At 64.1% G+C, this 20,135-nt stretch carries 20 protein-coding genes; 11 read left to right on the top strand and 9 right to left on the bottom strand.

What is annotated here, in order from left to right; translation table 11 throughout:
- Window positions 1-16 precede the first annotated feature (16 nt).
- Genes AC5Y5C_RS18465 through AC5Y5C_RS18450 form a run of 4 tightly spaced genes read right to left on the bottom strand, consistent with a single transcriptional unit; the run spans window position 17 to window position 3,966 of the window.
- The gene (locus AC5Y5C_RS18465; RefSeq protein WP_499975052.1) at window positions 17-1,384 is read right to left on the bottom strand and encodes an FAD-binding oxidoreductase; all 1,368 of its coding nucleotides are present in this window, start codon (window positions 1,382-1,384) and stop codon (window positions 17-19) included.
- Complete coding sequence (locus AC5Y5C_RS18460) at window positions 1,381-2,214, bottom strand: mycofactocin-coupled SDR family oxidoreductase (RefSeq protein WP_499975050.1); 834 nt, start codon at window positions 2,212-2,214, stop codon at window positions 1,381-1,383. Before AC5Y5C_RS18460 ends, AC5Y5C_RS18465 begins: the two co-directional genes overlap by 4 nt.
- A 10-nt stretch (window positions 2,215-2,224) precedes the next feature.
- The gene (locus AC5Y5C_RS18455; protein WP_499975047.1) at window positions 2,225-3,496 is read right to left on the bottom strand and encodes an MFS transporter; all 1,272 of its coding nucleotides are present in this window, start codon (window positions 3,494-3,496) and stop codon (window positions 2,225-2,227) included.
- A 50-nt stretch (window positions 3,497-3,546) separates the two neighbouring features.
- Entirely contained in the window at window positions 3,547-3,966 is a 420-nt protein-coding gene (locus tag AC5Y5C_RS18450; RefSeq protein WP_499975045.1) for an HIT family protein, read from the bottom strand.
- Window positions 3,967-4,059: 93 nt separating this feature from the next.
- Between AC5Y5C_RS18450 and AC5Y5C_RS18445 the strand changes: the two genes are divergently transcribed.
- The 4 genes from AC5Y5C_RS18445 to abmR all read left to right on the top strand — a co-directional run bounded on the left by AC5Y5C_RS18445 (window position 4,060) and on the right by abmR (window position 7,369).
- Entirely contained in the window at window positions 4,060-5,388 is a 1,329-nt protein-coding gene (locus AC5Y5C_RS18445; protein WP_499975043.1) for an HNH endonuclease signature motif containing protein, read from the top strand.
- 110 nt (window positions 5,389-5,498) lie between these two features.
- A complete protein-coding gene (locus AC5Y5C_RS18440) occupies window positions 5,499-6,533 on the top strand; it encodes a mechanosensitive ion channel family protein (RefSeq protein ID WP_499975040.1) in 1,035 nt (344 codons plus the stop codon).
- Between the two features lie 29 nt (window positions 6,534-6,562).
- Window positions 6,563-6,769 carry a hypothetical protein gene (locus AC5Y5C_RS18435; protein ID WP_499975036.1) on the top strand — a complete coding sequence of 69 codons (207 nt, stop codon included), beginning with the start codon at window positions 6,563-6,565 and terminating at the stop codon, window positions 6,767-6,769.
- A 75-nt stretch (window positions 6,770-6,844) separates the two neighbouring features.
- Window positions 6,845-7,369, top strand: coding sequence for an ATP-binding transcription factor AbmR (gene abmR / locus AC5Y5C_RS18430; RefSeq protein ID WP_499975033.1), 525 nt, complete (start codon window positions 6,845-6,847; stop codon window positions 7,367-7,369).
- Here abmR and AC5Y5C_RS18425 read toward each other — a convergent pair.
- Window positions 7,366-9,261 carry an ABC transporter ATP-binding protein gene (locus AC5Y5C_RS18425; protein WP_499975029.1) on the bottom strand — a complete coding sequence of 632 codons (1,896 nt, stop codon included), beginning with the start codon at window positions 9,259-9,261 and terminating at the stop codon, window positions 7,366-7,368. The two genes, abmR and AC5Y5C_RS18425, sit on opposite strands and share 4 nt — an antisense overlap.
- The gene (locus tag AC5Y5C_RS18420) at window positions 9,258-10,982 is read right to left on the bottom strand and encodes an ABC transporter ATP-binding protein (protein ID WP_499976035.1); all 1,725 of its coding nucleotides are present in this window, start codon (window positions 10,980-10,982) and stop codon (window positions 9,258-9,260) included. The genes AC5Y5C_RS18425 and AC5Y5C_RS18420 overlap by 4 nt, the downstream gene beginning before the upstream one ends.
- 209 nt (window positions 10,983-11,191) lie before the next feature.
- On the opposite strand from AC5Y5C_RS18420, the gene AC5Y5C_RS18415 reads away from it, so the two are divergent.
- From AC5Y5C_RS18415 to AC5Y5C_RS18405, 3 genes are read left to right on the top strand one after another with little or no spacing between them, the layout of a single operon-like run.
- Window positions 11,192-11,722: a DUF3558 domain-containing protein gene (locus AC5Y5C_RS18415; RefSeq protein WP_499976034.1), complete on the top strand. Its 531-nt coding sequence runs from the start codon at window positions 11,192-11,194 to the stop codon at window positions 11,720-11,722.
- Window positions 11,719-12,276 carry a DUF3558 domain-containing protein gene (locus AC5Y5C_RS18410; protein WP_499975026.1) on the top strand — a complete coding sequence of 186 codons (558 nt, stop codon included), beginning with the start codon at window positions 11,719-11,721 and terminating at the stop codon, window positions 12,274-12,276. Before AC5Y5C_RS18415 ends, AC5Y5C_RS18410 begins: the two co-directional genes overlap by 4 nt.
- Window positions 12,277-12,308: 32 nt before the next feature.
- Window positions 12,309-12,827 (top strand): DUF3558 family protein, encoded by a 519-nt coding sequence (locus AC5Y5C_RS18405; protein ID WP_499976033.1) that lies wholly within the window; start codon window positions 12,309-12,311, stop codon window positions 12,825-12,827.
- A 14-nt stretch (window positions 12,828-12,841) separates the two neighbouring features.
- Here the strand turns inward: AC5Y5C_RS18405 and AC5Y5C_RS18400 are convergent, their stop codons facing one another.
- Window positions 12,842-13,354 carry a SixA phosphatase family protein gene (locus tag AC5Y5C_RS18400; RefSeq protein WP_499975023.1) on the bottom strand — a complete coding sequence of 171 codons (513 nt, stop codon included), beginning with the start codon at window positions 13,352-13,354 and terminating at the stop codon, window positions 12,842-12,844.
- A gap of 134 nt (window positions 13,355-13,488) precedes the next feature.
- Between AC5Y5C_RS18400 and AC5Y5C_RS18395 the strand changes: the two genes are divergently transcribed.
- Together AC5Y5C_RS18395 and AC5Y5C_RS18390 are read left to right on the top strand one after the other, a co-directional pair.
- Window positions 13,489-14,670: a metallophosphoesterase family protein gene (locus AC5Y5C_RS18395; RefSeq protein ID WP_499975020.1), complete on the top strand. Its 1,182-nt coding sequence runs from the start codon at window positions 13,489-13,491 to the stop codon at window positions 14,668-14,670.
- Complete coding sequence (locus AC5Y5C_RS18390) at window positions 14,667-17,291, top strand: AAA family ATPase (RefSeq protein ID WP_499975018.1); 2,625 nt, start codon at window positions 14,667-14,669, stop codon at window positions 17,289-17,291. The genes AC5Y5C_RS18395 and AC5Y5C_RS18390 overlap by 4 nt, the downstream gene beginning before the upstream one ends.
- A 39-nt stretch (window positions 17,292-17,330) precedes the next feature.
- Here AC5Y5C_RS18390 and AC5Y5C_RS18385 read toward each other — a convergent pair whose 3' ends face one another.
- Window positions 17,331-18,548, bottom strand: a complete 1,218-nt coding sequence (locus AC5Y5C_RS18385) for an acyl-CoA dehydrogenase family protein (RefSeq protein ID WP_499975016.1) — start codon at window positions 18,546-18,548, stop codon at window positions 17,331-17,333.
- A 77-nt stretch (window positions 18,549-18,625) separates the two neighbouring features.
- Here AC5Y5C_RS18385 and AC5Y5C_RS18380 point away from each other — a divergent pair, with 77 nt between their 5' ends.
- Complete coding sequence (locus AC5Y5C_RS18380; RefSeq protein WP_499975014.1) at window positions 18,626-19,000, top strand: VanZ family protein; 375 nt, start codon at window positions 18,626-18,628, stop codon at window positions 18,998-19,000.
- Here AC5Y5C_RS18380 and AC5Y5C_RS18375 read toward each other — a convergent pair.
- A complete protein-coding gene (locus AC5Y5C_RS18375; protein WP_499975011.1) occupies window positions 18,939-19,619 on the bottom strand; it encodes a TetR family transcriptional regulator in 681 nt (226 codons plus the stop codon). The genes AC5Y5C_RS18380 and AC5Y5C_RS18375 overlap by 62 nt on opposite strands.
- 155 nt (window positions 19,620-19,774) lie before the next feature.
- On the opposite strand from AC5Y5C_RS18375, the gene AC5Y5C_RS18370 reads away from it, so the two are divergent.
- Window positions 19,775-20,134 (top strand): hypothetical protein, encoded by a 360-nt coding sequence (locus tag AC5Y5C_RS18370; protein WP_499975007.1) that lies wholly within the window; start codon window positions 19,775-19,777, stop codon window positions 20,132-20,134.
- Window position 20,135 lies beyond the last annotated feature (1 nt).

Below are 20,135 nucleotides of genomic sequence, written 5' to 3'. Positions count from 1 at the left end.
AACACCCGGCAGGGAACTAGATAAGCGTGCCGGGGTTGAGGATGCCGTCGGGGTCGAGTGCCTGCTTGATCCGGCGGTTGACCTCCAGTACCTCTGGGCCGACCTGACTGCCCAGCCATGGCTTCTTGAGCCGTCCGACACCGTGCTCGCCGGTGATGGTGCCGCCCAGCGAGATCGCCAGGTTCATGATCTCGCCGAATGCGGCGTGGGCGCGCTGCGACTCATCGGCATCGTTGGAATCATGCACGATTAAGGGATGGGTGTTGCCGTCACCGGCGTGTGCGATCACCGAGATGAGCAACCGGTGTTGGGTCGCAATGGCTTCCACGCCCTCCACCAGCTCGGCCAGCTTGGGCAGTGGGACGCCAACGTCTTCGAGCAGCAGTGGACCCTTTGCCTCAACCGCGGGGATCGCGAATCGTCGTGCCGCGACGAATGCCTCACCCTCTTCCTGGTCGTCGGTGGAAAAGACTTCGGCGGCATGGTGATCGGTGAAGATTTGTGCGATGAGCTCGGCATCCTCGGCGGAGGTTTTACCGCGCTCATCCGAGCGGGCGACGAGCATGGCGGCGGCCTTGCGGTCCAGCCCCATTCTCAGCTTGTCTTCCACCGCGTTGATCGCCACCGCATCCATGAACTCCAGCATCGATGGCCGGATGTGCGCGGTGATCGCGAGCACCGCGTCGGCCGCCTCGGTCACGGAATTGAATGTCGCCACCACGGTGCACGGCGGCGGTTGCGGGGGGAGCAGGCGCAGCGTGACCTCGGTGATGACGCCGAGGGCGCCCTCGCTGCCGACGAATAGTTTTGTAAGGCTGAGCCCAGCAACATCTTTCAGTCGTGGTCCACCGAGCCTCAGAATGGTCCCGTCCGCCAGGACGACGTGCATACCCAGGACGTAATCGGTGGTCACTCCGTACTTGACGCAACACAGTCCGCCGGCGTTGGTCGCGATATTGCCGCCGATGCTGCAGATCTCGAAGGACGACGGGTCCGGCGGGTACCACAGGCCGTATTCGGCGGCGGTGGCCTTGACTTCCGCGTTGAGAGCCCCGGGCTGGGCGATCGCCACACGGGTGGTGGTGTCGATGGTGATGGCGCGCATTCGTTCGGTTGACAGCACGATGGCGCCGTCCTGGGCGGTGGAGCCACCGGATAGTCCGGTGCCTGCGCCGCGGGGAACGACGGGGATGTGATGCGTGCTGGCCCATTTCAGGGTCGTGGACACCTCTTCGGTGCTGCGCGGACGCACCACCGCCAGGGGTGTTCCGGCATTCGGATCGAAGGCGCGGTCCTGTCGATAGGAGGCGGTGATATCCGGATCGGTGATGACCGCGCCCTCGCCGAGAGTGGTCGCGAGCTCGTTGAGGGCGGTTTGGCTCATATCATTCGTGCCGTCGCGCCGGCGTCGATCGGCAGCACCGTGCCGGTGATGTGTGAGCTGGCTTCGTGGGCCAGGAACAAGACGGCGCGGGTGACCTCCTCGGGCTTGAGGAAGGGTGCGTATTGCAGGTGCAGCGATGCGAAGACGGATTCGACATCCTTGAGCGTCGGCTTTTCCAGGTCAGGTCGCATGGTGCCGAACACGAAATCATTTTGGGTCATCGGGGTGTCGATATTGCCCGGCGCGACGGCGTTGACAGTGATGCCGTAGCCGACGAGGTCATGCGCGGCGACCTTGGTCAGCCCGATGACACCCCACTTCGACGAGACATAGGAGGCCTGCGCCCATGTCGCACTGTGCCCGAGCATTGAGGAGACCGTGATGATGCGACCATAGTTCCGCTTGATCATGCCGGGCGCCACGGCGGCGATGGTGTTGAAGGTGCCGGTGAGGTTGGTGCCGATCACCTCGTCCCACTGCGCGGATTCCACCTCGGGCAACAGTGCGATGGTGCTGATGCCGGCGTTGGTGATGGCGATATCGATTCCGCCGAGTGAGTCCTCGGTTTCGGCGACGAATGACTCCAGCGCGGCGCGGTCCTTCACATCAATCTTGGCCGAGATGCACTGGCGCCCCGTCTTTTCGACCATGGCGACCGTCTGGGCGAGATCGTCCTCGGTAGCCAGCGGGTACCCGACGACATCACTGTTCTCGCAGCGATCACAGATCGCGATATCGGCGCCCGCCTCGGCGAGCGCCAGGGCGTGCGAACGGCCCATGCCGCGTGCGCCGCCGGTGATCAGTGCAGTTCTTCCCTCGAAATCAGCCACGGAGCCGACCCTACCGATTTGGAGCCTTGTGGGGCCGCTGTTCCTCCTGGTCCAACTCTCGCAAGACGGGCATCCGAGTGCTGGCGACGGCGATGAGGAGCATGGGTACACCGATGATCGTCAGGGTTGAGGCCACGCCGAACTTGTCGGCGATGGGCCCGGCGAGCATGAATCCGAGCGGTCCCGCGCAGTACGCGGTGGACGTCATGACTCCTACCACCCGGCCGCGCATGTGTTCGGGGGAGCGGGTCTGCATTACATAGTTGGCGATTGGTGCCACTGGCCCGTAGATGAAGCCCAGGCACGCTCCAAGTACCAGCAGTACCGCAATCGGCGGGAGGAGCGACATGCCCAGTGTGGTGAGACCGGCGGTGAAGGTGGCGCACAGCATGATGGTGCGGCGTTGGACATGGCGCACCATGGTGGCGTACCCGAGAGCTCCGAGCAGCCCGCCGACAGAGATCGCCATGAGTATCCAGCCGAGCTGCTGGGGTGTCCCGGCATCGCTGAAATGCTTGGGCAGCAGCACACTTTCGATCGGCAGGTACAGCGCCGTGATGGCCATGTCGACGAGTGCCAAGGTACGCAGGATCTTGACGTTCCAGACGAACTTCAATCCTTCGACCACACCGCTGATGACGCCGGTGGGCTTGGTTTCGGCGGCAGGTTTCCCGCTGCCTTCGACCTTGAGGAAGGCGATCGCCACAACGGACACGGCGAACGTCGACGCGGTGGCCCACATGGTGTTGACGCCGCCGATGGAGGCGATCAGCAGACCGCCCAGACCTGGACCCACGATGTATGCGACGTTGAATACCGCTTCGTACATGCTGTTCATCCGATCGAGCGACCAGCCGGCGGCCTCCGCTGCGGCAGGCAACATCGATTCGCGAGCGGTGATTCCGGCGGGGTCGAAGACGGCGCCGAGTGCGGCCAGGGCCGCGAGCAGCGGCACGCTGAGTCCGGTCGTCATGGCCAGAATCGGTATGGCCGAGACGGATAACAACGACAGGACATCGGAGATGATCGACATCTTGCGTCGTCCGAAGAAGTCGACTGCGGTTCCCGAGATCAGGGTGGAGAAGACCAGCGGCAGGGTTCCGGCGGCGGCGACGATCGCGGCGTCCGCAGCGGATCCGGTGCGCTGTAGCACCAGCCAGGGGAGCGCAACGATCGAGACACCGTTGCCGATGGCGGCCACAACGGATGCGAAGAGCAACAGGAGGACCGGCCGGCGATTCACCTGATCGATTGTCGGCGAATCCGCCGTCGGAGTGGACATGTCGGCCGAAACGTATCAGCGGGTAGTGCGGGTGGTCGAGTGATTTTCTGCTAGTTGGCTTGCACTGCCTCGCGGACGATGCGGGCTGTGGATTCCAGGTCGGGATCGCGGCGGACCATGAATCCCTTTGCGAAGGCAAGTTTGTCGCCTCCGCGTCGTGGCACCACGTGCAGGTGCGCGTGCATGACCGTCTGGAACGCGACGCGGCCGTCATTGAGGGCCAGGTTGGTGCCGTCGCTCTGTAGCTCCGAGCCTCGGATGGCGTTGGCGATCCGCTGGCCTACGGTCATGATGGCGGCGGCATCATCGGGCTTCAGGTCCGTGAGGTCCTGTGCATGGGTCTTCGGGATCACCAGCGTGTGCCCGCGGGTAATGGGTCGGATATCGAGGAAGGCGAGAGTCGTCTCGTCCTCGTATACGCGGAAGGAGGGCGACTCGCCGGCGACAATGGCGCAGAAGACACACGACATGAGCACACCGTAGCGGGTCCGCGGCGAATTCACTTCTGTCACAGCTGTTTCAGGGCGAGGTTAGTTGTCGGTGGGTGTGGTTAGTATTCGAACATGTGTTCGGCCGGGGTGTTGGAGGCGGCGGTTGATGCCTTCTGCGCCGACACGTTCGATGGGTTGACCGCCGCTGAGGCGTTGACGGTGCTGGCACGTTTGGAGGTGGTGCAGCGCCGGCTGTCTTATAGCGGGTTGGGGCTGGTTCCGAAGGTGACGTCTCAGGCCTCGCCGGTGGAGTTGGGTGGCACCTCGCATGCGGACGTTTTGTCGCGGCGGTTGCATATCAGTAGAAGCGCGGCGCGGCGCAGGATCGGCGATGCCGAGCAGTTGGCGCCGCGGAAGGCGTTGACCGGGGAAGAGTTGGCGCCGCAGCTGCCGAATGTGGCCGCCGCCCTTGGCCGCGGCGAGGTCGGTGAGGAGCATGTGCGGATCATTCGGCAGTTCTTCGATCGGCTGCCGGTGGTGGTGGATGCACCGACCCGCCAGGCCGCCGAACAACAGCTGGCCGCGATGGCCGTTCAGTTTCGGCCCGAGGCGCTGCGGGCCGGGGCCGAGCAGATGATGGCGCTACTCAACCCCGATGGTGAGTTTTCCGAGGTGGATCGGGCCCGGCGCCGGGGTGTGACGATCGGGCAGCAAGGATTCGACGGCATGTCACCGATTAGCGGCCTGTTGGATCCGGAAACCCGCGCCTATCTGGATGCGGTGTTCGCCAAACTCGCCGCACCCGGCATGTGCAACCCGAACGATCAATCACCGGTTGTGGATGGGGAACCGGCGCCCGAGGCTGCCGAACACGATCACCGAACCTCAGCCCAACGCAACCACGACGCGCTACGCACCAGCCTGCGCACCACCCTGACCACCGGACAACTGGGTTCGCACCACGGTCTACCGGTCACCGTCGTGGTGACGACAACACTTCGTGAGTTGCAATCGGCCGCCGGGATCGCGGTCACCGGCGCCGGCACCCGGCTACCGATGCGCGACCTGATCCGCATGGCCACCCACGCCCACCACTACCTGAGCATCTTCAACGATGACGGCCGCCCGCTGTATCTGGGACGTTCTAAACGCATCGCCACCACCGATCAGCGCATCGTGCTGCACGCCAGGGACCGCGGCTGCACCCACCCCGGCTGCACCGTGCCCGGATACCTCTGCCAGGTCCACCACATCACCGAATGGGCCGATGATGGCCCCACCGACATCGACAACCTCACCTACGCCTGCGGACCCCACCACCGCCTCCTCAACCACGGCTGGACCACCCGAAAACACACCAACGGCACCACCGAATGGATACCCCCACCACAGCTTGGCCTGGGTGAGGTAGTTACCAATACGGACCGCCGGTCAGACGCGCTCTATTCTCCTTTGCTGTAAAGGTTTTGGTGTGGGTGTTTGGTTCCACGTCGAGTTCCCCACGGGGCAAATAGTTTTCGCGCGGCGCAAGGCAGCCTCTGCGCCTTTGCCCACTCGCGGGATCGTCGTAAATGGGTACCCTCGGGGTGGTGTCAGACCTAGCAATCCAATTGTCCGAGTCCGGCAGAGATTGGCTGATCCACAAGCCGATTGACATCGCCGTCTACGTCGCCTTGGCGCTTGCGGTGAGATACCTGTTTCACCGGGCGATCGACCGTTTAGTCCAGGGCGCGAAACGGACCGACCAGGCGGAGGCTCGCCGCCGGTGGTCGCTCTTCACGCGCCGTGCATCTAATCGGGCGGAAGACGACGCTCTCGAAGAGACCGAGCGGCGGCCACCGTCCGTACGCACCTTGCGCGGACGCGCTCAAGACCCGGCCCGCGACGCGCGCCGACGCAAACGCCGAGCGCAGCGCGCACAGACCCTTGGCTCCGTTCTCAAGTCAGCCGTCTCGTTTCTCGTACTCGTCTGGGTGGTCCTGCAGTCGCTTGCGATCCTCGGAGTGAACGTGGCCCCTTTCATCGCATCTGCCGGGATCGTCGGCGTCGCACTCGGCTTTGGTGCGCAAAACCTGGTGCGGGACTTCATAACCGGCATATTCATGCTGTTCGAAGACCAATACGGCGTGGGTGACGTCGTGGACGTCGGTGATGCGGTAGGGACCGTCGAAAGTGTCGGTCTGCGGATCACTACGGTGCGCGACCTGCATGGCACCCTCTGGTACGTACGCAACGGAGGGATCGCGCGGGTGGCCAATTTCAGCCAGGACTATGCGGTTGCGTTTCTGCAGGTGCCGGTTGCCTACAGCGCCGATGTAGATGTGGCCTGCAGGGTGGCACTCGAGGCCGCGCAGGAGGCGGTCGCTGATGATGGGCTACGGAACGATGTCATCGGAGCTCCCGAGATGTTGGGGGTGGACGGCATCACCGCCGATGCCATCAGCCTGCGGTTGACGGTGGCCGTACGTGCCAACGCGCAGTGGGCCGTGGAGCGCGAGCTGCGCCGCCGCATCCTCATCGCATTCGACGAGAACGGCATCCGTCCGCTCTACCTGGATGGACTGGCGCGCTCGGCCGATGAGACTCTGGAGAAGTCGAACCGGTGACCACCGCAGATGCGCAGTACGCTGGTGATATGGCTGGTAAGGAAATCGACAAGCAGCGGGCAAATGCCGCGCTGGCGGTGATCCGTCAGCACCCGGGTATGGCGCTGTTCGTGGCTGCCCCGGTGCTGGCTGTTCTCGGCGCCGTGTGGTGGATCGCCGGTCTGGGGTGGGCGCTGGTCCTCGCAGTGGTCATCGTGCTCGCCGGCGGTGCCGCGCTCGTCATGCGCCGCAGCTGACGTAGCGTCCGACGCTCTCGCACTGTTCGCTCTAGGCGAACACCCCGGTGTCTGTAAGCGTGTAATTTTGTAATCATGAAACGAGATCAACAGTCCGACGCCTCCGACGCCGCGGACTGGTTCGCCGGGCGCCTGCCCGGCAGCTGGTTCGGTGGCGATCCCGAGGTCGTCGTGGACCGCGAAGAGATCACCGTCATCGGCCGGTTGCCCGCCGATGAGGATGACAAAGAGAGCGAGGCACACGCTGCGGGCCGGGCTTCTCGCTTCCGGGAAGAGACCCGCTCGCATCGAATGCGCATCGCCGACGAGGCGCAGGCCCGGTACGGGCGGAAGGTCTCCTGGGGGGTCGATGTGGGCACCGAGGCAGAGCCCGAGCGAATCCTGTTCACGCACATCGCTGTTCCGGTGATGACGCGGCTGAGGCAGCCGGAGCGTCAGGTGCTCGATACCCTGGTCGAGGCCGGAGTCGCTCGCTCCCGCGCCGACGCGCTGGCGTGGGCGGTACGGCTCGTCGGCGAACATGCCGAGGACTGGCTGGACAAGTTACGTGGCGCCATGACGGAGGTTCGGGATCTACGGACGCAAGGTCCGCAGCTCTAGGCCTGCGTCATCGCGAAGTATGCGCCGCGGCGCGCCAGTAGTTCGGTGTGGGTGCCGCTCTCGGCGACACTCCCGCCGTCCATGACGACGATGCGATCCGCATCGCGAATGGTGGAAAGCCTATGGGCGATAATGAAACTCGTCCTGTCTCGGCGCAGCTCGGCCATGGCCCGCTGGATCCGCAGCTCGGTGCGGGTATCCACCGAACTCGTCGCCTCGTCAAGAATCAGCAGCTGCGGGCGTGCCAGAAACGCCCGGGCGATGGTGATCAACTGCTTCTCTCCGGCGCTGATGTTCTCACCGTCGTCGGCGATCCTGGTGTCGTAGCCGTCGGGAAGCGTGCGCACAAATCGGTCCACGTATGCCGCACGCGCGGCCTCGCGAACCTCGTCTTCGGACGCCTCGGGTCGCCCATAGGCAATGTTTTCGGCAATGGTGCCGCCGAAAAGCCAGGTGTCCTGCAGCACCATCCCCATCCGAGACCGCAGATCATGTCGGCTCATCGTCGAGATATCAATGCCGTCAAGCAGTATCCGGCCGGAGTCGACGTCGTAGAAACGCATCAACAGGTTCACCAGGGTGGTCTTTCCGGCCCCGGTCGGCCCGACGATCGCCACCGTATGCCCCGGGTCGACGCGCAGCGACAGCCCATCGATCACCGGGCTATCGGGGGAGTAGCCAAAGCTGATGTTCTCGAATTCGACACCCGGGGACCCGGCGGGGACCGTGGTCGGCGCTAGTGGATCGGGCGATTCCTCGGACGCATCCAGCAGCTCGAAAACCCTTTCGGCACTGGCGAGTCCGGATTGCAGGGTGTTGTACATCGCGGCCACCTGCGTCAGCGGCTGATTGAACTGCCGCACGTACTGCGTGAATGCCTGGATGCTGCCAAGCGTCAGATCGCCGGAGGCCACCTTCAGGCCGCCCACCACCGCCACCGCCACATAGCTCAGATTTCCGATGAACGCCGTAGCGGGAGATACCAATCCGGAGAAGAACTGCGCACCAAAGGCGCTGCTGTACACCTGGGCGTTCCGATCGGCGAAGATCGCCTCTGCCTCAGCGCGGTGTCCGTACGTCTTGACGATGGTGAAACCGCTGTAGGTCTCCTCGATATGTGCGTTGAGCTTCCCGGTGTTAGACCACTGCGCCACGAAAAGCCGTTGCGAGCGGCGGGCGATCGCGCGCGTCACCCACAGCGACATAGGCACTGTCGCGAGTGTGATCACTGCCAGCAGCGGCGAAATGCTGAGCATCATCGAGAACACGGCGAGCAACGTCAATGCCGAGCTCAGCAGTTGATTGATGCTCATCTGCAGAGACGTCTGGATGTTGTCGACATCGTTGGTTACGCGGCTGAGGATTTCCCCGCGCTGTCGGGAATCGAAGTACGACAAGGGAAGTCGATGTATCTTGTCTTCCACATCGGCACGCAGTGCCACTACCGTGTGTTGCACGGTGACGTTGAGAAGCCGTGCCTGTACCCAGGCCAGTACCCCGGCGGCCAGATACATTCCCAAAGCCACGGCCAACGTCGTCCCCACCGCGTGAAAGTCGACGCCTACCCCGGGGGTGACGTTCATGCCGGAAAGCATCTGTGCGAACTGGCCATCCCCGCGGGCCCGGGCCGCCTCGATGGCCTGTTCCTTACTGAGTCCGGCGGGCAGCTGCCGTCCAATCACCCCGTTGAACAACAGATCGGTGGCATGCCCCAGGATTCGGGGCCCGACCACTCCGATCGCGATACCGGTCATGGACAGAGTGATGACCATGGCCGTCAGAAAACGGTGCGGAGCAAGACGCTTCACCATCCGCACCGCGGTGCCGCGAAAATCCCGGGAACGCTCTGCCGGGCCTTGCTGCACGCCCCTAAAACCAATCGCCCGAGTCATACCGGCAACACCGCCTGCGAATCGCAGATCTCCCGGTACATGGCACAACAGTCCGCTAGCTCGGCGTGGGTGCCCACCGCGGCCACGTGGCCGTCCTCCAGCACCACGATCTGGTCGGCATCGACCACCGTCGAGATCCGCTGCGCCACCACAATCACCGTGGCGTGCGTGGCGACCGCACGCAGCGCCTCCCGCAACCGTGCATCGGTATGCACATCCAGCGCCGAGAACGCGTCATCGAACAGGTAGACGCCCGGGCGGCGAATCACCGCGCGCGCGATCGCGATGCGCTGACGTTGCCCACCCGAAAAGTTGATGCCGCCCTGTGACACCGGCATCTGCAGCCCCGCAGCATGCGCGTGGACAAAATCCGCCGCCTGCGCGATCCGCAACGCTTCCCACATCTCGTCATCGGAGGCATCCGACTTGCCGTAGCGCAGGTTGCTTGCCACCGTTCCGGAGAACAAGTAGCCCCGCTGCGGAACCAAACCCATCACGGTCCAAAGGTTCTCAGGGTCGTATCGGCGAACATCGTTACCGCCCACACGTACCGAACCCGCGGTCACGTCGTGCAACCGGGGGATCAAAGACAGCAGCGTGCTCTTACCGCATCCCGTCGCGCCGACCACGGCTGTGACCGTCCCGGGTCGTGCCGTGAACGAAACCCCTTCCAGCACCGCACTCTCGGCACCGGGATAGCGAAACCCGGCACCGGTGAACTCGACAGTAGGATCCAATGCATCCACGCGCACCGGATCGGGTGGTGCCGTAATGGATCCCACGGTTTCGAACACCTCGGTGATCCGTTCGGCACATGCCGAGGCGCGCGGCACCATGACGGCCAACATGGTGAGCATCATCATCGACATGAGGATCTGCAAGAAGTAGGACAAGAAGGCCACCAGCGAGCCCACCTGCATCTGTCCCTGATCGATCCGCAGCCCACCAAACCAGATCAGCGCCACACTGGAGGTGTTGATGACCAATGAGGTGGTGGGCAGCATCAGGGCCTGCCATCGACCGGCGGCCAGCGCTGATTCGGACACCGCGGCAACCGCCACACCAAACCGTTTGCGCTCCACTGCTTCGCGCGTGAATGCGCGGATAACCCGAATGCCGGACAATTGCTCCCGCAACACCCGGTTGATGCCGTCGATGAGTCCTTGCATGCGGCGGAAGATCGGCAACATCGACCGCACGATGTACCAGTTGGTCACCGCGAGCGCAGGCATGCTCACGATGAGCAACCAGGACAGGCCCGCATCCTGATGGACCGCCATGGCGATTCCGCCGACGCACATGATCGGCGCTGTCACCAGCATCGTGCAGGTGATCTGGACCAGCAGCTGTAGTTGCTGAACATCGTTGGTGGTGCGCGTCAGCAAGGTCGGCGCCCCGAACCGCGCCGACTCTTCGGCGGAGAACCCGGTGATGTGATGGAACAGTGCCGACCGCATATCGCGGCCGAATCCCATGCCCGTTCTGGAACCGAAGTAGACCGCGCCGATTGAACAGGCGATCTGCACCAGCGTCACGGCGAGCATCACCATGCCGAGCCGCATGATCGCGCGGGTATCGCCTTGTGCCACCCCGTCGTCGATGATCGCCGCGTTGACAGTCGGCAGATACAGGGAAGCCAGTGTGCTGATGATCTGCAGCGTGACGACCACTGCGACCAGGCTGCGGTACGGGCGGACGTAACGTCCCAGAAGGGCCCGCAACTGACCCTGAGGCATGGGCACCACTGTCGCACACGGGGATATCCAGGCTTCGCGGATGCTGGGGCACCTCCCGCTTGCGGGGAACTCATCGCCGCCCGCAACAAACGCGCAGCTCAGTGGTTGACTCCGGTTTGTGCCGCTACAGTGCACATGTGAGGTTGGGCTTGGGTTCACGCAACGTGTGGGGCAAGTGTGCTGTCGCGCTGGCGATGGTCGCACTTGTGTTGGCTGGCTGTTCGGGCGGTGATAAGTCCGATGAGCCCAATGGTGGTGCACCGAATGCGACGGCGCCGGCACAGACCAAGTCCAAGGGTGTCGAAGGGCCGATGTTCACGGAGTGCGGTGGCGTCAGTGATCAGGCGATGATGCAGATGACCAAGGTCGTGGGCCTGGTGGGCACCGCCAAGAACTCCGTCGGTTGTGTCTGGCTTCGCGGTGGAAGCATCGTGGGGCCGCACTTCTCCTTCAACTGGTACCGCGGTAGCCCCATTGGCCGCGAGCGCGCGACGGAAGAGCGGACGCGCCCGAGTGTCGAGGATGTCGAGATCGCCGGGTACAAGGGATTCATCGCCACCAACGGCTACCCGGGCACCGTGACCACGCTGTGTGAGATCGGCATGGACTTCGGAAACGACTTCATCGAGTGGTCCATCAACTTCGAGCCCGGATCAGGCGCTCCCGACTCCTGTGACGTGGCCAAGCAGCTGACCGAGACGTCCATCAAGGCGGCCAAGAAATGACGCATCGGAAAACGAAGTCGCTGTTCGCGGCGGCCTGCATCGCACTCGTCGCATTCGGATCTGCCGGTTGCGGCGGGACGGTCGACGGCGAGGCGGTCATGCCCGGCAAGGGCGATCTGGGCGACGGTACTCCTGCCGAGCAGAAGTACCCCAACCTGCTCAAGGAGTGCGACGTCCTCACCACCGACGTACTCGCCAAGGCCGTCGATGCCGACCCGAGGGACATTCAGAGCACCTTTGTGGGCGCGCTATGCCGGTGGCAGGCGATGAGTAAGAGCGGTGGCCTTGTCGACATCACCCGGTTCTGGTTCGAGACCGGCAGCCTCGACGCCGAAAAGGCCACAGCGAACAGTCTGAAATACAACGTGCAGGAACGGGCGATCCAGGGTATTCCGTCGATCGTGATGAAGCCGCCGGACCAGCCGGGCGCCTGTGGAGTTGCCAGTGACGCCGCAGGTGTTGTTGGATGGTGGGTCAACCCGCAGGGCCAAGGCGGAGACTCATGCACGCAGGCAATCAAATTGATGGAGATGACGCTGTCAGTGAACATCTGACAGGTCGTGTTCGCTCGTCCCGTATCGCCGGGATCCTCCTGTGTCTTGTGCTGGCCTCGGCGATCCTGTTCAGCTCCGGATGTTCTGGCCACCACCGTGAACTCATGGGGCACGACGTACCGGCCGGGCATGACGTTCGAGTCGGCCCCGTGTACTCCGAATGCGGCAGCCTCACCACCCCCGATATCGCGGCCGTTGTGCACAGGGCTGACCTCAAGCTGATTGCAAAGACCCCGGCCGGATGCACGTGGTCGCCGAACGGGTCCTGGAGTGCGCTCCCGAACGTCACCCTCTCCTGGTACCGGGGTAGCCCGATCGGCCGCGAGCGGGAGGGAGAGGAACGGACGCGTGACGAGGTCAAGGACTTCTCGGCCGGCGGTAAGAGCGGTTTCATCAGTTCGACGTACGGGATGTGCGTCACCGCGCTGGAGTATGGGAACGACCAATTCTTCGAATTGGCGGTCACGCTGCTCGGCGCAGGGCACGGCACGTCGTCGGATGCGTGCCATTGCGCGATGAAGCTGTCCACCCAGGTGGCGGAGAAGGTCTAAGACAGCCCCCGGCGCTAGCGCGGCACGTGAAACTTGCTCAGCGATCCGCCGCCCAGCTCGAGCCGTGACCACGGCGATCGAGTCGTCAGCACCGCAATCGCCGAGGTGGGAAACTTGGTGGAGATCCGGTGCGCGGCCTCCGCGTTGCTGGTACCGGTGTTGGCGAGCGCCAGGGCCAGCTGCGATGTGGTGGGCTCATGTCCAACGACGAGCACGGTGATCGCGGAATCCGGTACCGCGTTGATCTCACCGAGGGTGATTCCCACGGTCGAGTCGTAGAGCTTGTCGCTGAATCTGACCAGTTGGCTGTGGACACCGGTCTGCGTCAGTGTCGCGCGGGTCCGGGTGGCGGTCGAACACAGCACCGCGTCGATCCGATTGAAGTTGTCTTGCAGCCAAGTGCCAGCCTGGGTGGCTTGTCGGGTACCGCGCAGGTTCAGCGGACGCTCGTGATCGTCGACTCCGGGCGGATACGCCGACTTTGCATGTCGCATCAGGATCAGGGTGCGCTTGGCGTCCTCCGACATGATTCGTACGGTAGCCGGGGTGCGCGATGAGCGCCGGGCAAATGCCAGACCTGTGGATAAGTGATCCGGCCGGGCCCACGGAATCGGGCGCGGCCTCCCGGAGGTTGTCGGTGGGCGGCCATAGACTTCGGCATGTGAAGTTCCTGCACACCGCTGATTGGCAGCTCGGCATGACGCGGCATTTCCTTGCCGGTGAGGCCCAGCCGCAATACTCAGCCGCGCGTCGGGAGGCCATCGCGTCTCTCGGCGAGGTTGCTGTGGCGCAGGGCTGCGACTTCATGGTGGTCTGCGGAGACGTCTTCGAGTCCAATCAGCTGGCTCCGCGTGTGATCAGTCAGGCGCTAGAGGTGATGCGGGGCGTCGGTGTGGACATCTATCTACTTCCTGGCAACCACGATCCTTTGGACGCCGCCTCGGTGTACACCAGCGAGCTGTTCTTGGCTGAAAAGCCCGCGAACGTCCACGTTCTCGATACCGCGGGCATTCATCAGGTGGCCGCCGGTGTGGAGCTGGTGGCGGTGCCGTGGCGATCGAAGGCGCCCACGCATGATCTGGTGGCCGAACAACTGGAGGGTCTGCCCGCCGACGGCACCCGGCGCATTGTGGTGGCCCACGGCGGTGTCGACGTTCTCGACCCGGACCCGACCAAGCCTGCGCTTATCGCGTTGAAGGCCGTCGAGGACGCCCTTGCCCGTGGTGCCGTCCATTACGTGGCGCTGGGGGACAAGCACTCCCGGACCCAAGTGGGTTCCAGCGAGCGGGTCTGGTACTCGGGGGCGCCTGAGGTCACTAACTATGACGATGTCGAATCCGATCCGGGACACGCCCTCGTGGTGAGTCTGGATGAATCGGGTGCGGTGCAAGTCGACGCCCATCACGTGGGCAGGTGGCGGTTCGTGACGCTGCGACGGTCGGTGGACAACGCGCGCGATATCGCCGATCTGGGACTCAACCTCGAACTGCTGCCCGATAAGGAGCGCACGGTGGTGCGCCTGGCTCTGACCGGCACGCTCAGCGTGACCGATAACGCCGTGCTGGAAGAGTGCCTGGACAAGTACACGCGACTTTTCGCGAGTGTGCGGACATGGCAGCGGCACACTGATATTGCGGTGGTACCTGCCGATGGAGAGTTCAGTGATCTCGGTGTCGGCGGTTTCGCCGAATCGGCGATTGCCGAGCTGAAGGAGATGGCGGCCGCCGGCGGGGCATCATCAGCGGATGCTCAGGGGGCGCTGTCGTTGTTGCTGCGCCTCACATCGAGTGCTGGGCGAGGTGCTCCGGCGAAAGGCACATTGACGCGAGGGTCGGCGGCGTGAAGCTGCACCGCCTCTCGGTTACCAACTATCGCGGAATTGCCCATCGCGATATCACTTTTCCCGATCGCGGTGTTGTGGTGGTCAGCGGAGCGAACGAGATTGGCAAGACGTCCATGATCGAGGCTCTTGACCTGCTGATTGAATCCAAAGACCGCTCCACTAAGAAGGATGTCAAGCAGGTCAAGCCCACCTTCGCCGATGTCGGCTCTGAGGTGGAGGCCGAAATCAGCTGTGGAGCTTTTCGGTTCGTGTACCGCAAGCGTTTCCACAAGCGCGCCGAGACACATCTGACGGTCATTGAGCCGCGCCGCGAGCAGCTCTCCGGGGATGAAGCACATCAGCGGGTGTTGGACATGCTGGATCAGTCCATCGATATGAACTTGTGGAAGGCGCAACGGGTTTTGCAGTCGGCGGGTGCGGGCGTGCTCGACCTGTCATCGAGCGATGCGCTCACACGTGCCCTCGATCTGGCCGCCGGGCAATCGGTTGCGCTCTCGGGCAGCGAGCCCGATCTGGTGGAGCGGATCGATGCTGAATACGCGCTGTACTTCACCGCGACTGGGCGCCCCACTGGCGAGTGGGCCAAGGCTGGTGTGCGGCTGACCGCCGCCGAGGACGCTGTTGCCCTCGCCAGCGCTGCCGTCGCGGAGGTTGATCAGCAGGTTCGCGAGCATGACGAGCTGACTCGGGAGCTGGCCGCCGTCATCGCCGATCGTGCCGAGGTGGGCCGTCGCCTGGCCCCGTTGGAGCAAGCCTCTCAAGCTGTTTCGACCCTGCTGCAGCAGCGCGATAACGCGATCGTGGTCGCGGAGGCGGCGCAGGCTGCGGCGGCGGCGGCGCAGGCGAAGCGCGACGAGCGGGCGCAACTGGTTGCCGACATCCAGGCCCGTCGGGCCTTGATCGCTGGGCTCGCGGAGCAGGCATTGGCCGCGAAGGAGGCGCACGACACGGCACAGCAGCTGTCCGAGGCCGCCGAGATCGCTGCGGCTCAGGCCACTCAAACAGTCGATGGCATCCGTGCCCAATTGGAGATGGCCCGAGATACTTTGGACCGTGCGCTCGCCCGGGATGAGGTGGACGGGCTGGCGGCCAGGGTGTCGCGTATCGATCTCACGAACCGGCAGTTGACATCGGTCGGCGCGGAGCTCTCGGCATTGACCATTACCGCACAGACCCTAGGGGCGATCGAGTCCGCCGCGCGCGCCGTCGGCATGGCAGAGGTGGCTCTGGACACAGCTTCCGCGCAGGTGGAGGTCCGGGCACTCGCCGATGTCGACATCACTGTCAACGGCGAGCAGCTGCGGGTCGAGGCAGGAGAGCAGTGGGCGAGCGCGGCCACCGACACCATCGAGATCACCGCTCCCGGTGTGGCAGTCGCTCGAATCATTCCGGGGGCGAACGCGTCTCAACTGCGCGGCAATCTCGACGCCGCCCGCGCATCGCTCGCCGCGGCATTGGCCACCGCCGGCGTCGCCGATGTTGGGCAGGCGCAGAAGCAGTATGAACGGCGTGCCGAACTCAATGCCGAACGCGACCGGTTGACGGCACTGCTCGACGGGTTAATGGGTTCGGAGAGCATTGACGCGTTGCGTGAGAAGCTGAGCCGGTTGCGCGAGCTCGCACCGGAGGCCAATGGCTTATGGGATGCAGTTGATCCGGCACAGGCCCGCACCGAGGTCGCCCGGTTGGTGGCCGAGGTGGAACGCGTGCAGGCCGAAGAGGTTACGCACCGACAGGCTGTTCAGCTGGCCGGTCAGCGGCTTACTGAGAAGTCTACCGAGGCAACGGTATTGCGGGAGAAGCAAGCCGCGCGTGCCGAAGAGCTGGCAGCCGCCGAGCAGCGTCTTGCTCAGGTGCGGGCGTCGGCTTCCGACGAGCTGCTGACTGAACGCCACGACCAGGCGGTCCACGCGGCCGACCTGACCGCACGCCGTGTGACCGATCTCGTAAGTCGGTTGGCCGCGCTGGAGGCCGACCGGGTGCGCACTGAACTTGCCGAAGTGTCCGCGCGGGCACAGGAGTTGGACCACCGGCACGAGTCGTTACGGCATCGGCTGCGCGACATCGCGGTGCGGCTGGAGGTGTTCGGCCGACAGGGGCGCAAGGATCAGTTGGATGCGGCTGCCTCCGAACGTGAATATGCGGCAACGGAATTCACTCGGATCGGCGCGAAGGCCCGTGCCGTCGACACGCTGCGATCGGTGATGTTGCGGCACCGGGACGGCATGAGATTGCGTTATGTCGACCCGTTCCGTGCGGAGCTGGAGCGGTTGGGCCGGATGGTCTTCGGTCCCACTTTCGAAGTGGATGTCGACAGCGATCTGAGCATCCGCAGCCGGACGTTGGAGGGCCGCACCGTTCCCTACGAGTCGCTATCGGGCGGTGCCAAGGAACAATTGGGCATCGTTGCACGGCTGGCCAGTGCCGCGTTGGTGGCGCCACAGGATGCGGTGCCCGTGATCATCGATGATGCGCTGGGTTTCACCGACAGCGACAGGCTGGAGCGCATGGGTGAGGTGTTCGGTGCCGTGGGCACCGAGGCACAAGTGATCGTGCTGACGTGCAGCCCTGACCGTTATGACGCGGTCGCCGGGGCGCAGCGAATCAGCCTGTCGGCCTGAGTGACTCGTCTGGGTTCCTGAGAAGTCCGGTGGGAACCCTCAAAAATAGGCGTTCGCGGGAAGCGGTGTGCCGTGCAGCAGGTTCTGGCCGATAACCCGGGCCTTGTAGTGCACCGGATTGTGCAGGCTGATGGTCCGGACGTTGCGCCAATGCCGGTCCAGGTTGCGGCTGCGGCTGGAGGCGCTGGCGCCACCCAGGTCCAGCAGCTTGGTCGCGGCATCGAGTGCGACGGCATCGATGTGCACCTTGGCCTTGGCGACCGCCAGCTGTGCTTCCTCGGCCAGCTGCGCATCGGGGACGCCGTCGCGCAAGGATGCGGTGGCGGCACCAATGGCATCGGCTGCGGCAAGAACCGTGGCCTCTGCGGCGTAGGCGGTCGCGCTCAGCTCGCCGAGGGTGCGCTGCAGCAGTGGATCGTCGACCGGACGTTCGGTGAGGGCGTGGCTGAAGTTGCGTTGACGGGAGCGCAGCAGCGCCGTGCCATCGTCCACAACAGACCGCAGCACACCGGCGATTATCGCCAGAATGTACAGCTGTAGCGACGCGTACTGCGTAGTGGGCACGGGCGCCGCGTCATACGGTGTTTCGGAAAGGATTTCATCCTCGGCCACGTCGACCTGAGTGAAGATCGTGGTACCCGTCCCGGTACGTCTCTGGCCGAATCCGTCCCAGTCATCGACCAGCCGCACTCCGTCACGGTCGCCGGGGACAATCACCGATGCCACCGAGTCGCGGTCGGTGGTCGCGGTGACGGTCAGGTAGTCCGCAAACAATGTCCCCGTGCTGTAGAACTTTTCGCCATTCAACCGATATCCATGACCGGCCGGCAGCAGCCGGGTGTTGAAGACCAGACTGCCGACGGACAACACGCCCTTCTCGCTGAACGCATTGGCGAAAAGGTTGCCCTCGTTCACCTTGGTCAGCCAGGCAGCCGACGTGGGATCCGACAGCGTGCGCAGTCGTTCCTCGACGAACCAGAAGTGGGTGCGGAAGATGTGCGCGACGATGGGGTCGGCTTGTGCGATATCGATGATCGAGGAAAAGAGTTGCCGCACAGAGAGTCCCGCGCCGCCGAGTTCGAGGGGGATGCGCAGCCGTCCGATCCCTGCTTCCTTGAGTAACCGAACCTGGTCGAAGGGATTCTCGTCGGCGAGGTCACGATCCCGCGCCCCGCTTGCCACCTGGGCAAGCAAATTCCGGTAGGTCTCGGTGCCGGGCAGCGCGCGGATGTCGAGGACTGACGGGGCGGAAGTCATGTCTTCGTTCTACGCAGCATGCCCCTCGGCGGCATCGCTTTGAATCAGCCAGAACCGAAGCGGCAATATGGGTCACGATGATTCGCATAGTTCAGTCCTGGTTGTGGTGCCTGCGCCGGCTTACGCTGCTGGGTGCCGTCGCGGTCGCGTGCCTGCTGTTGTTCACACCCGGTGGCACCGTCCCGTCGGGTCCGCCGCGAGCGGACAAGGTGGTGCACGTTCTGATCTTCGCGATGCTGGCCGTGTCTTCGCGTTTTGCGGGGATCGGCGAGAAAACCACGCTGGCTTGGGTTCTGACCTTCGCGGCGTGTTCGGAGGTGATTCAGGCCCTGTGGGTGCCGCACCGTGACGGGAGCCTGCCGGATCTGCTCGCCGATGCGGTCGGACTGCTCACGGGCCTGTGGTTGTGGCAGAAGATCCGTTTTGAGTCTCGGCGGCCGGTTTCGGAATGACGGTCGTGATAGTGCCGGTGTGCGCTAGCCCGCTGGTGACCAGGTCCAACTGGCGCAGCGCGCGATTCAGGGCGGCCTGCGCGTCAGCAGCGGTGGGGTGATCGGTGTCAATCAGCATGCCGATCGTGCTGAGGATCGAGCCGGCGATGAGGTCCGCCGCGATCTCGAGGTCCTCGGTCGTGTGATGGTTCGTCGCCGGATTGCGTGCGAGCTCCACCACCACGTCGTTGGTGAGCATGCGCATTTCGTTGTTGATGGCTCGCCGCACCAGAGGCGAGCCGCCATGACGTTCACGTACCAGAAACCGGAAATTGTTCGCGTGCTCGCTCACGCGGTCGACCATGAGGCCGAGAATTTTGGCAGGGTTGTCACTGCCCACCTCGCGTCGGGCCTGACGAAAGGTGTCACGAAGCGCGCGAACGCTCTCCTCGGCCAGGACGGTACCGAGGTCCTCCATCGATTCGAAGTGCCGATAGAACGCGGTGGGAACCAAACCTGCGGATCTGGCCACCTCGCGCAGACTCACGGTCGCGAAGCCACGCACCTTGAGTAGATCCAAAGTCCCGTCGAGCAATGCGCGGCGGGTGTGCAACTTCTTTTCAGCACGACTATGGCGCATACCTGTGAGTGTACGGGCGTACTCTTATCGCTTGACCTTTTTCGTTCGAAACCGCGTTGATGTCTGGTATTGACAGGTTCATCTACGTTACGCACACTGAGCTCAGTGCACGATTGTTCACTATTTGGCCACCGAATTCGAAGGGGCAGTGCAGCATGGTGGGACCTGTTGAGCGCAACGTCAACGTCGTCCAGGAAGTCGTGGATTCGGTCGGGTCGCGTGTCGGCCGGATCATCCGCATCATCACGCGGACGGTGGGGGAAGTCGGTCGCGAGGTGAGTGGTGTGGTGGCTGACGGGTTCGAGATCGCGGAGGCCAGTAAGCGAGCGCGTGCCGATCAAGAGCGGTGGGACGCCAAAGACCTGACCGAGGACGACGAGGATCTGGCGGTTGCCGACGACGCCGATGACGATGGAACCGCCGACGACGAGATCGACGCCGTGGTGGAAGAGGTGACTTCCGGGCCAGAGGTTGACGCGACGCGCGACGGCGCCTCTGAGCAGGAACGGGTCTAAT

The sequence above is a fragment of the Mycobacterium sp. NGS15 genome (assembly GCF_059813245.1).
The sequence above is the reverse complement of the archived record's forward strand: the minus strand, read 5'-3'. Positions and strand labels throughout refer to the sequence as shown.

Excerpts from the sequence above, each read along its gene's own strand:
- AC5Y5C_RS18445 (WP_499975043.1), top strand. The coding sequence starts at position 4,060 with ATGTGTTCGGCCGGGGTGTTGGAGGCGGCGGTTGATGCCTTCTGCGCC.
- AC5Y5C_RS18375 (WP_499975011.1), bottom strand. The coding sequence starts at position 19,619 with ATGCGCCATAGTCGTGCTGAAAAGAAGTTGCACACCCGCCGCGCATTG.
- AC5Y5C_RS18380 (WP_499975014.1), top strand. The coding sequence starts at position 18,626 with ATGATTCGCATAGTTCAGTCCTGGTTGTGGTGCCTGCGCCGGCTTACG.
- AC5Y5C_RS18370 (WP_499975007.1), top strand. The coding sequence starts at position 19,775 with ATGGTGGGACCTGTTGAGCGCAACGTCAACGTCGTCCAGGAAGTCGTG.
- AC5Y5C_RS18450 (WP_499975045.1), bottom strand. The coding sequence starts at position 3,966 with ATGTCGTGTGTCTTCTGCGCCATTGTCGCCGGCGAGTCGCCCTCCTTC.
- abmR (WP_499975033.1), top strand. The coding sequence starts at position 6,845 with ATGAAACGAGATCAACAGTCCGACGCCTCCGACGCCGCGGACTGGTTC.
- AC5Y5C_RS18410 (WP_499975026.1), top strand. The coding sequence starts at position 11,719 with ATGACGCATCGGAAAACGAAGTCGCTGTTCGCGGCGGCCTGCATCGCA.
- AC5Y5C_RS18435 (WP_499975036.1), top strand. The coding sequence starts at position 6,563 with ATGGCTGGTAAGGAAATCGACAAGCAGCGGGCAAATGCCGCGCTGGCG.
- AC5Y5C_RS18415 (WP_499976034.1), top strand. The coding sequence starts at position 11,192 with ATGGTCGCACTTGTGTTGGCTGGCTGTTCGGGCGGTGATAAGTCCGAT.
- AC5Y5C_RS18455 (WP_499975047.1), bottom strand. The coding sequence starts at position 3,496 with ATGTCCACTCCGACGGCGGATTCGCCGACAATCGATCAGGTGAATCGC.
- AC5Y5C_RS18440 (WP_499975040.1), top strand. The coding sequence starts at position 5,499 with ATGGGTACCCTCGGGGTGGTGTCAGACCTAGCAATCCAATTGTCCGAG.
- AC5Y5C_RS18400 (WP_499975023.1), bottom strand. The coding sequence starts at position 13,354 with ATGTCGGAGGACGCCAAGCGCACCCTGATCCTGATGCGACATGCAAAG.
- AC5Y5C_RS18385 (WP_499975016.1), bottom strand. The coding sequence starts at position 18,548 with ATGACTTCCGCCCCGTCAGTCCTCGACATCCGCGCGCTGCCCGGCACC.
- AC5Y5C_RS18425 (WP_499975029.1), bottom strand. The coding sequence starts at position 9,261 with ATGACTCGGGCGATTGGTTTTAGGGGCGTGCAGCAAGGCCCGGCAGAG.
- AC5Y5C_RS18465 (WP_499975052.1), bottom strand. The coding sequence starts at position 1,384 with ATGAGCCAAACCGCCCTCAACGAGCTCGCGACCACTCTCGGCGAGGGC.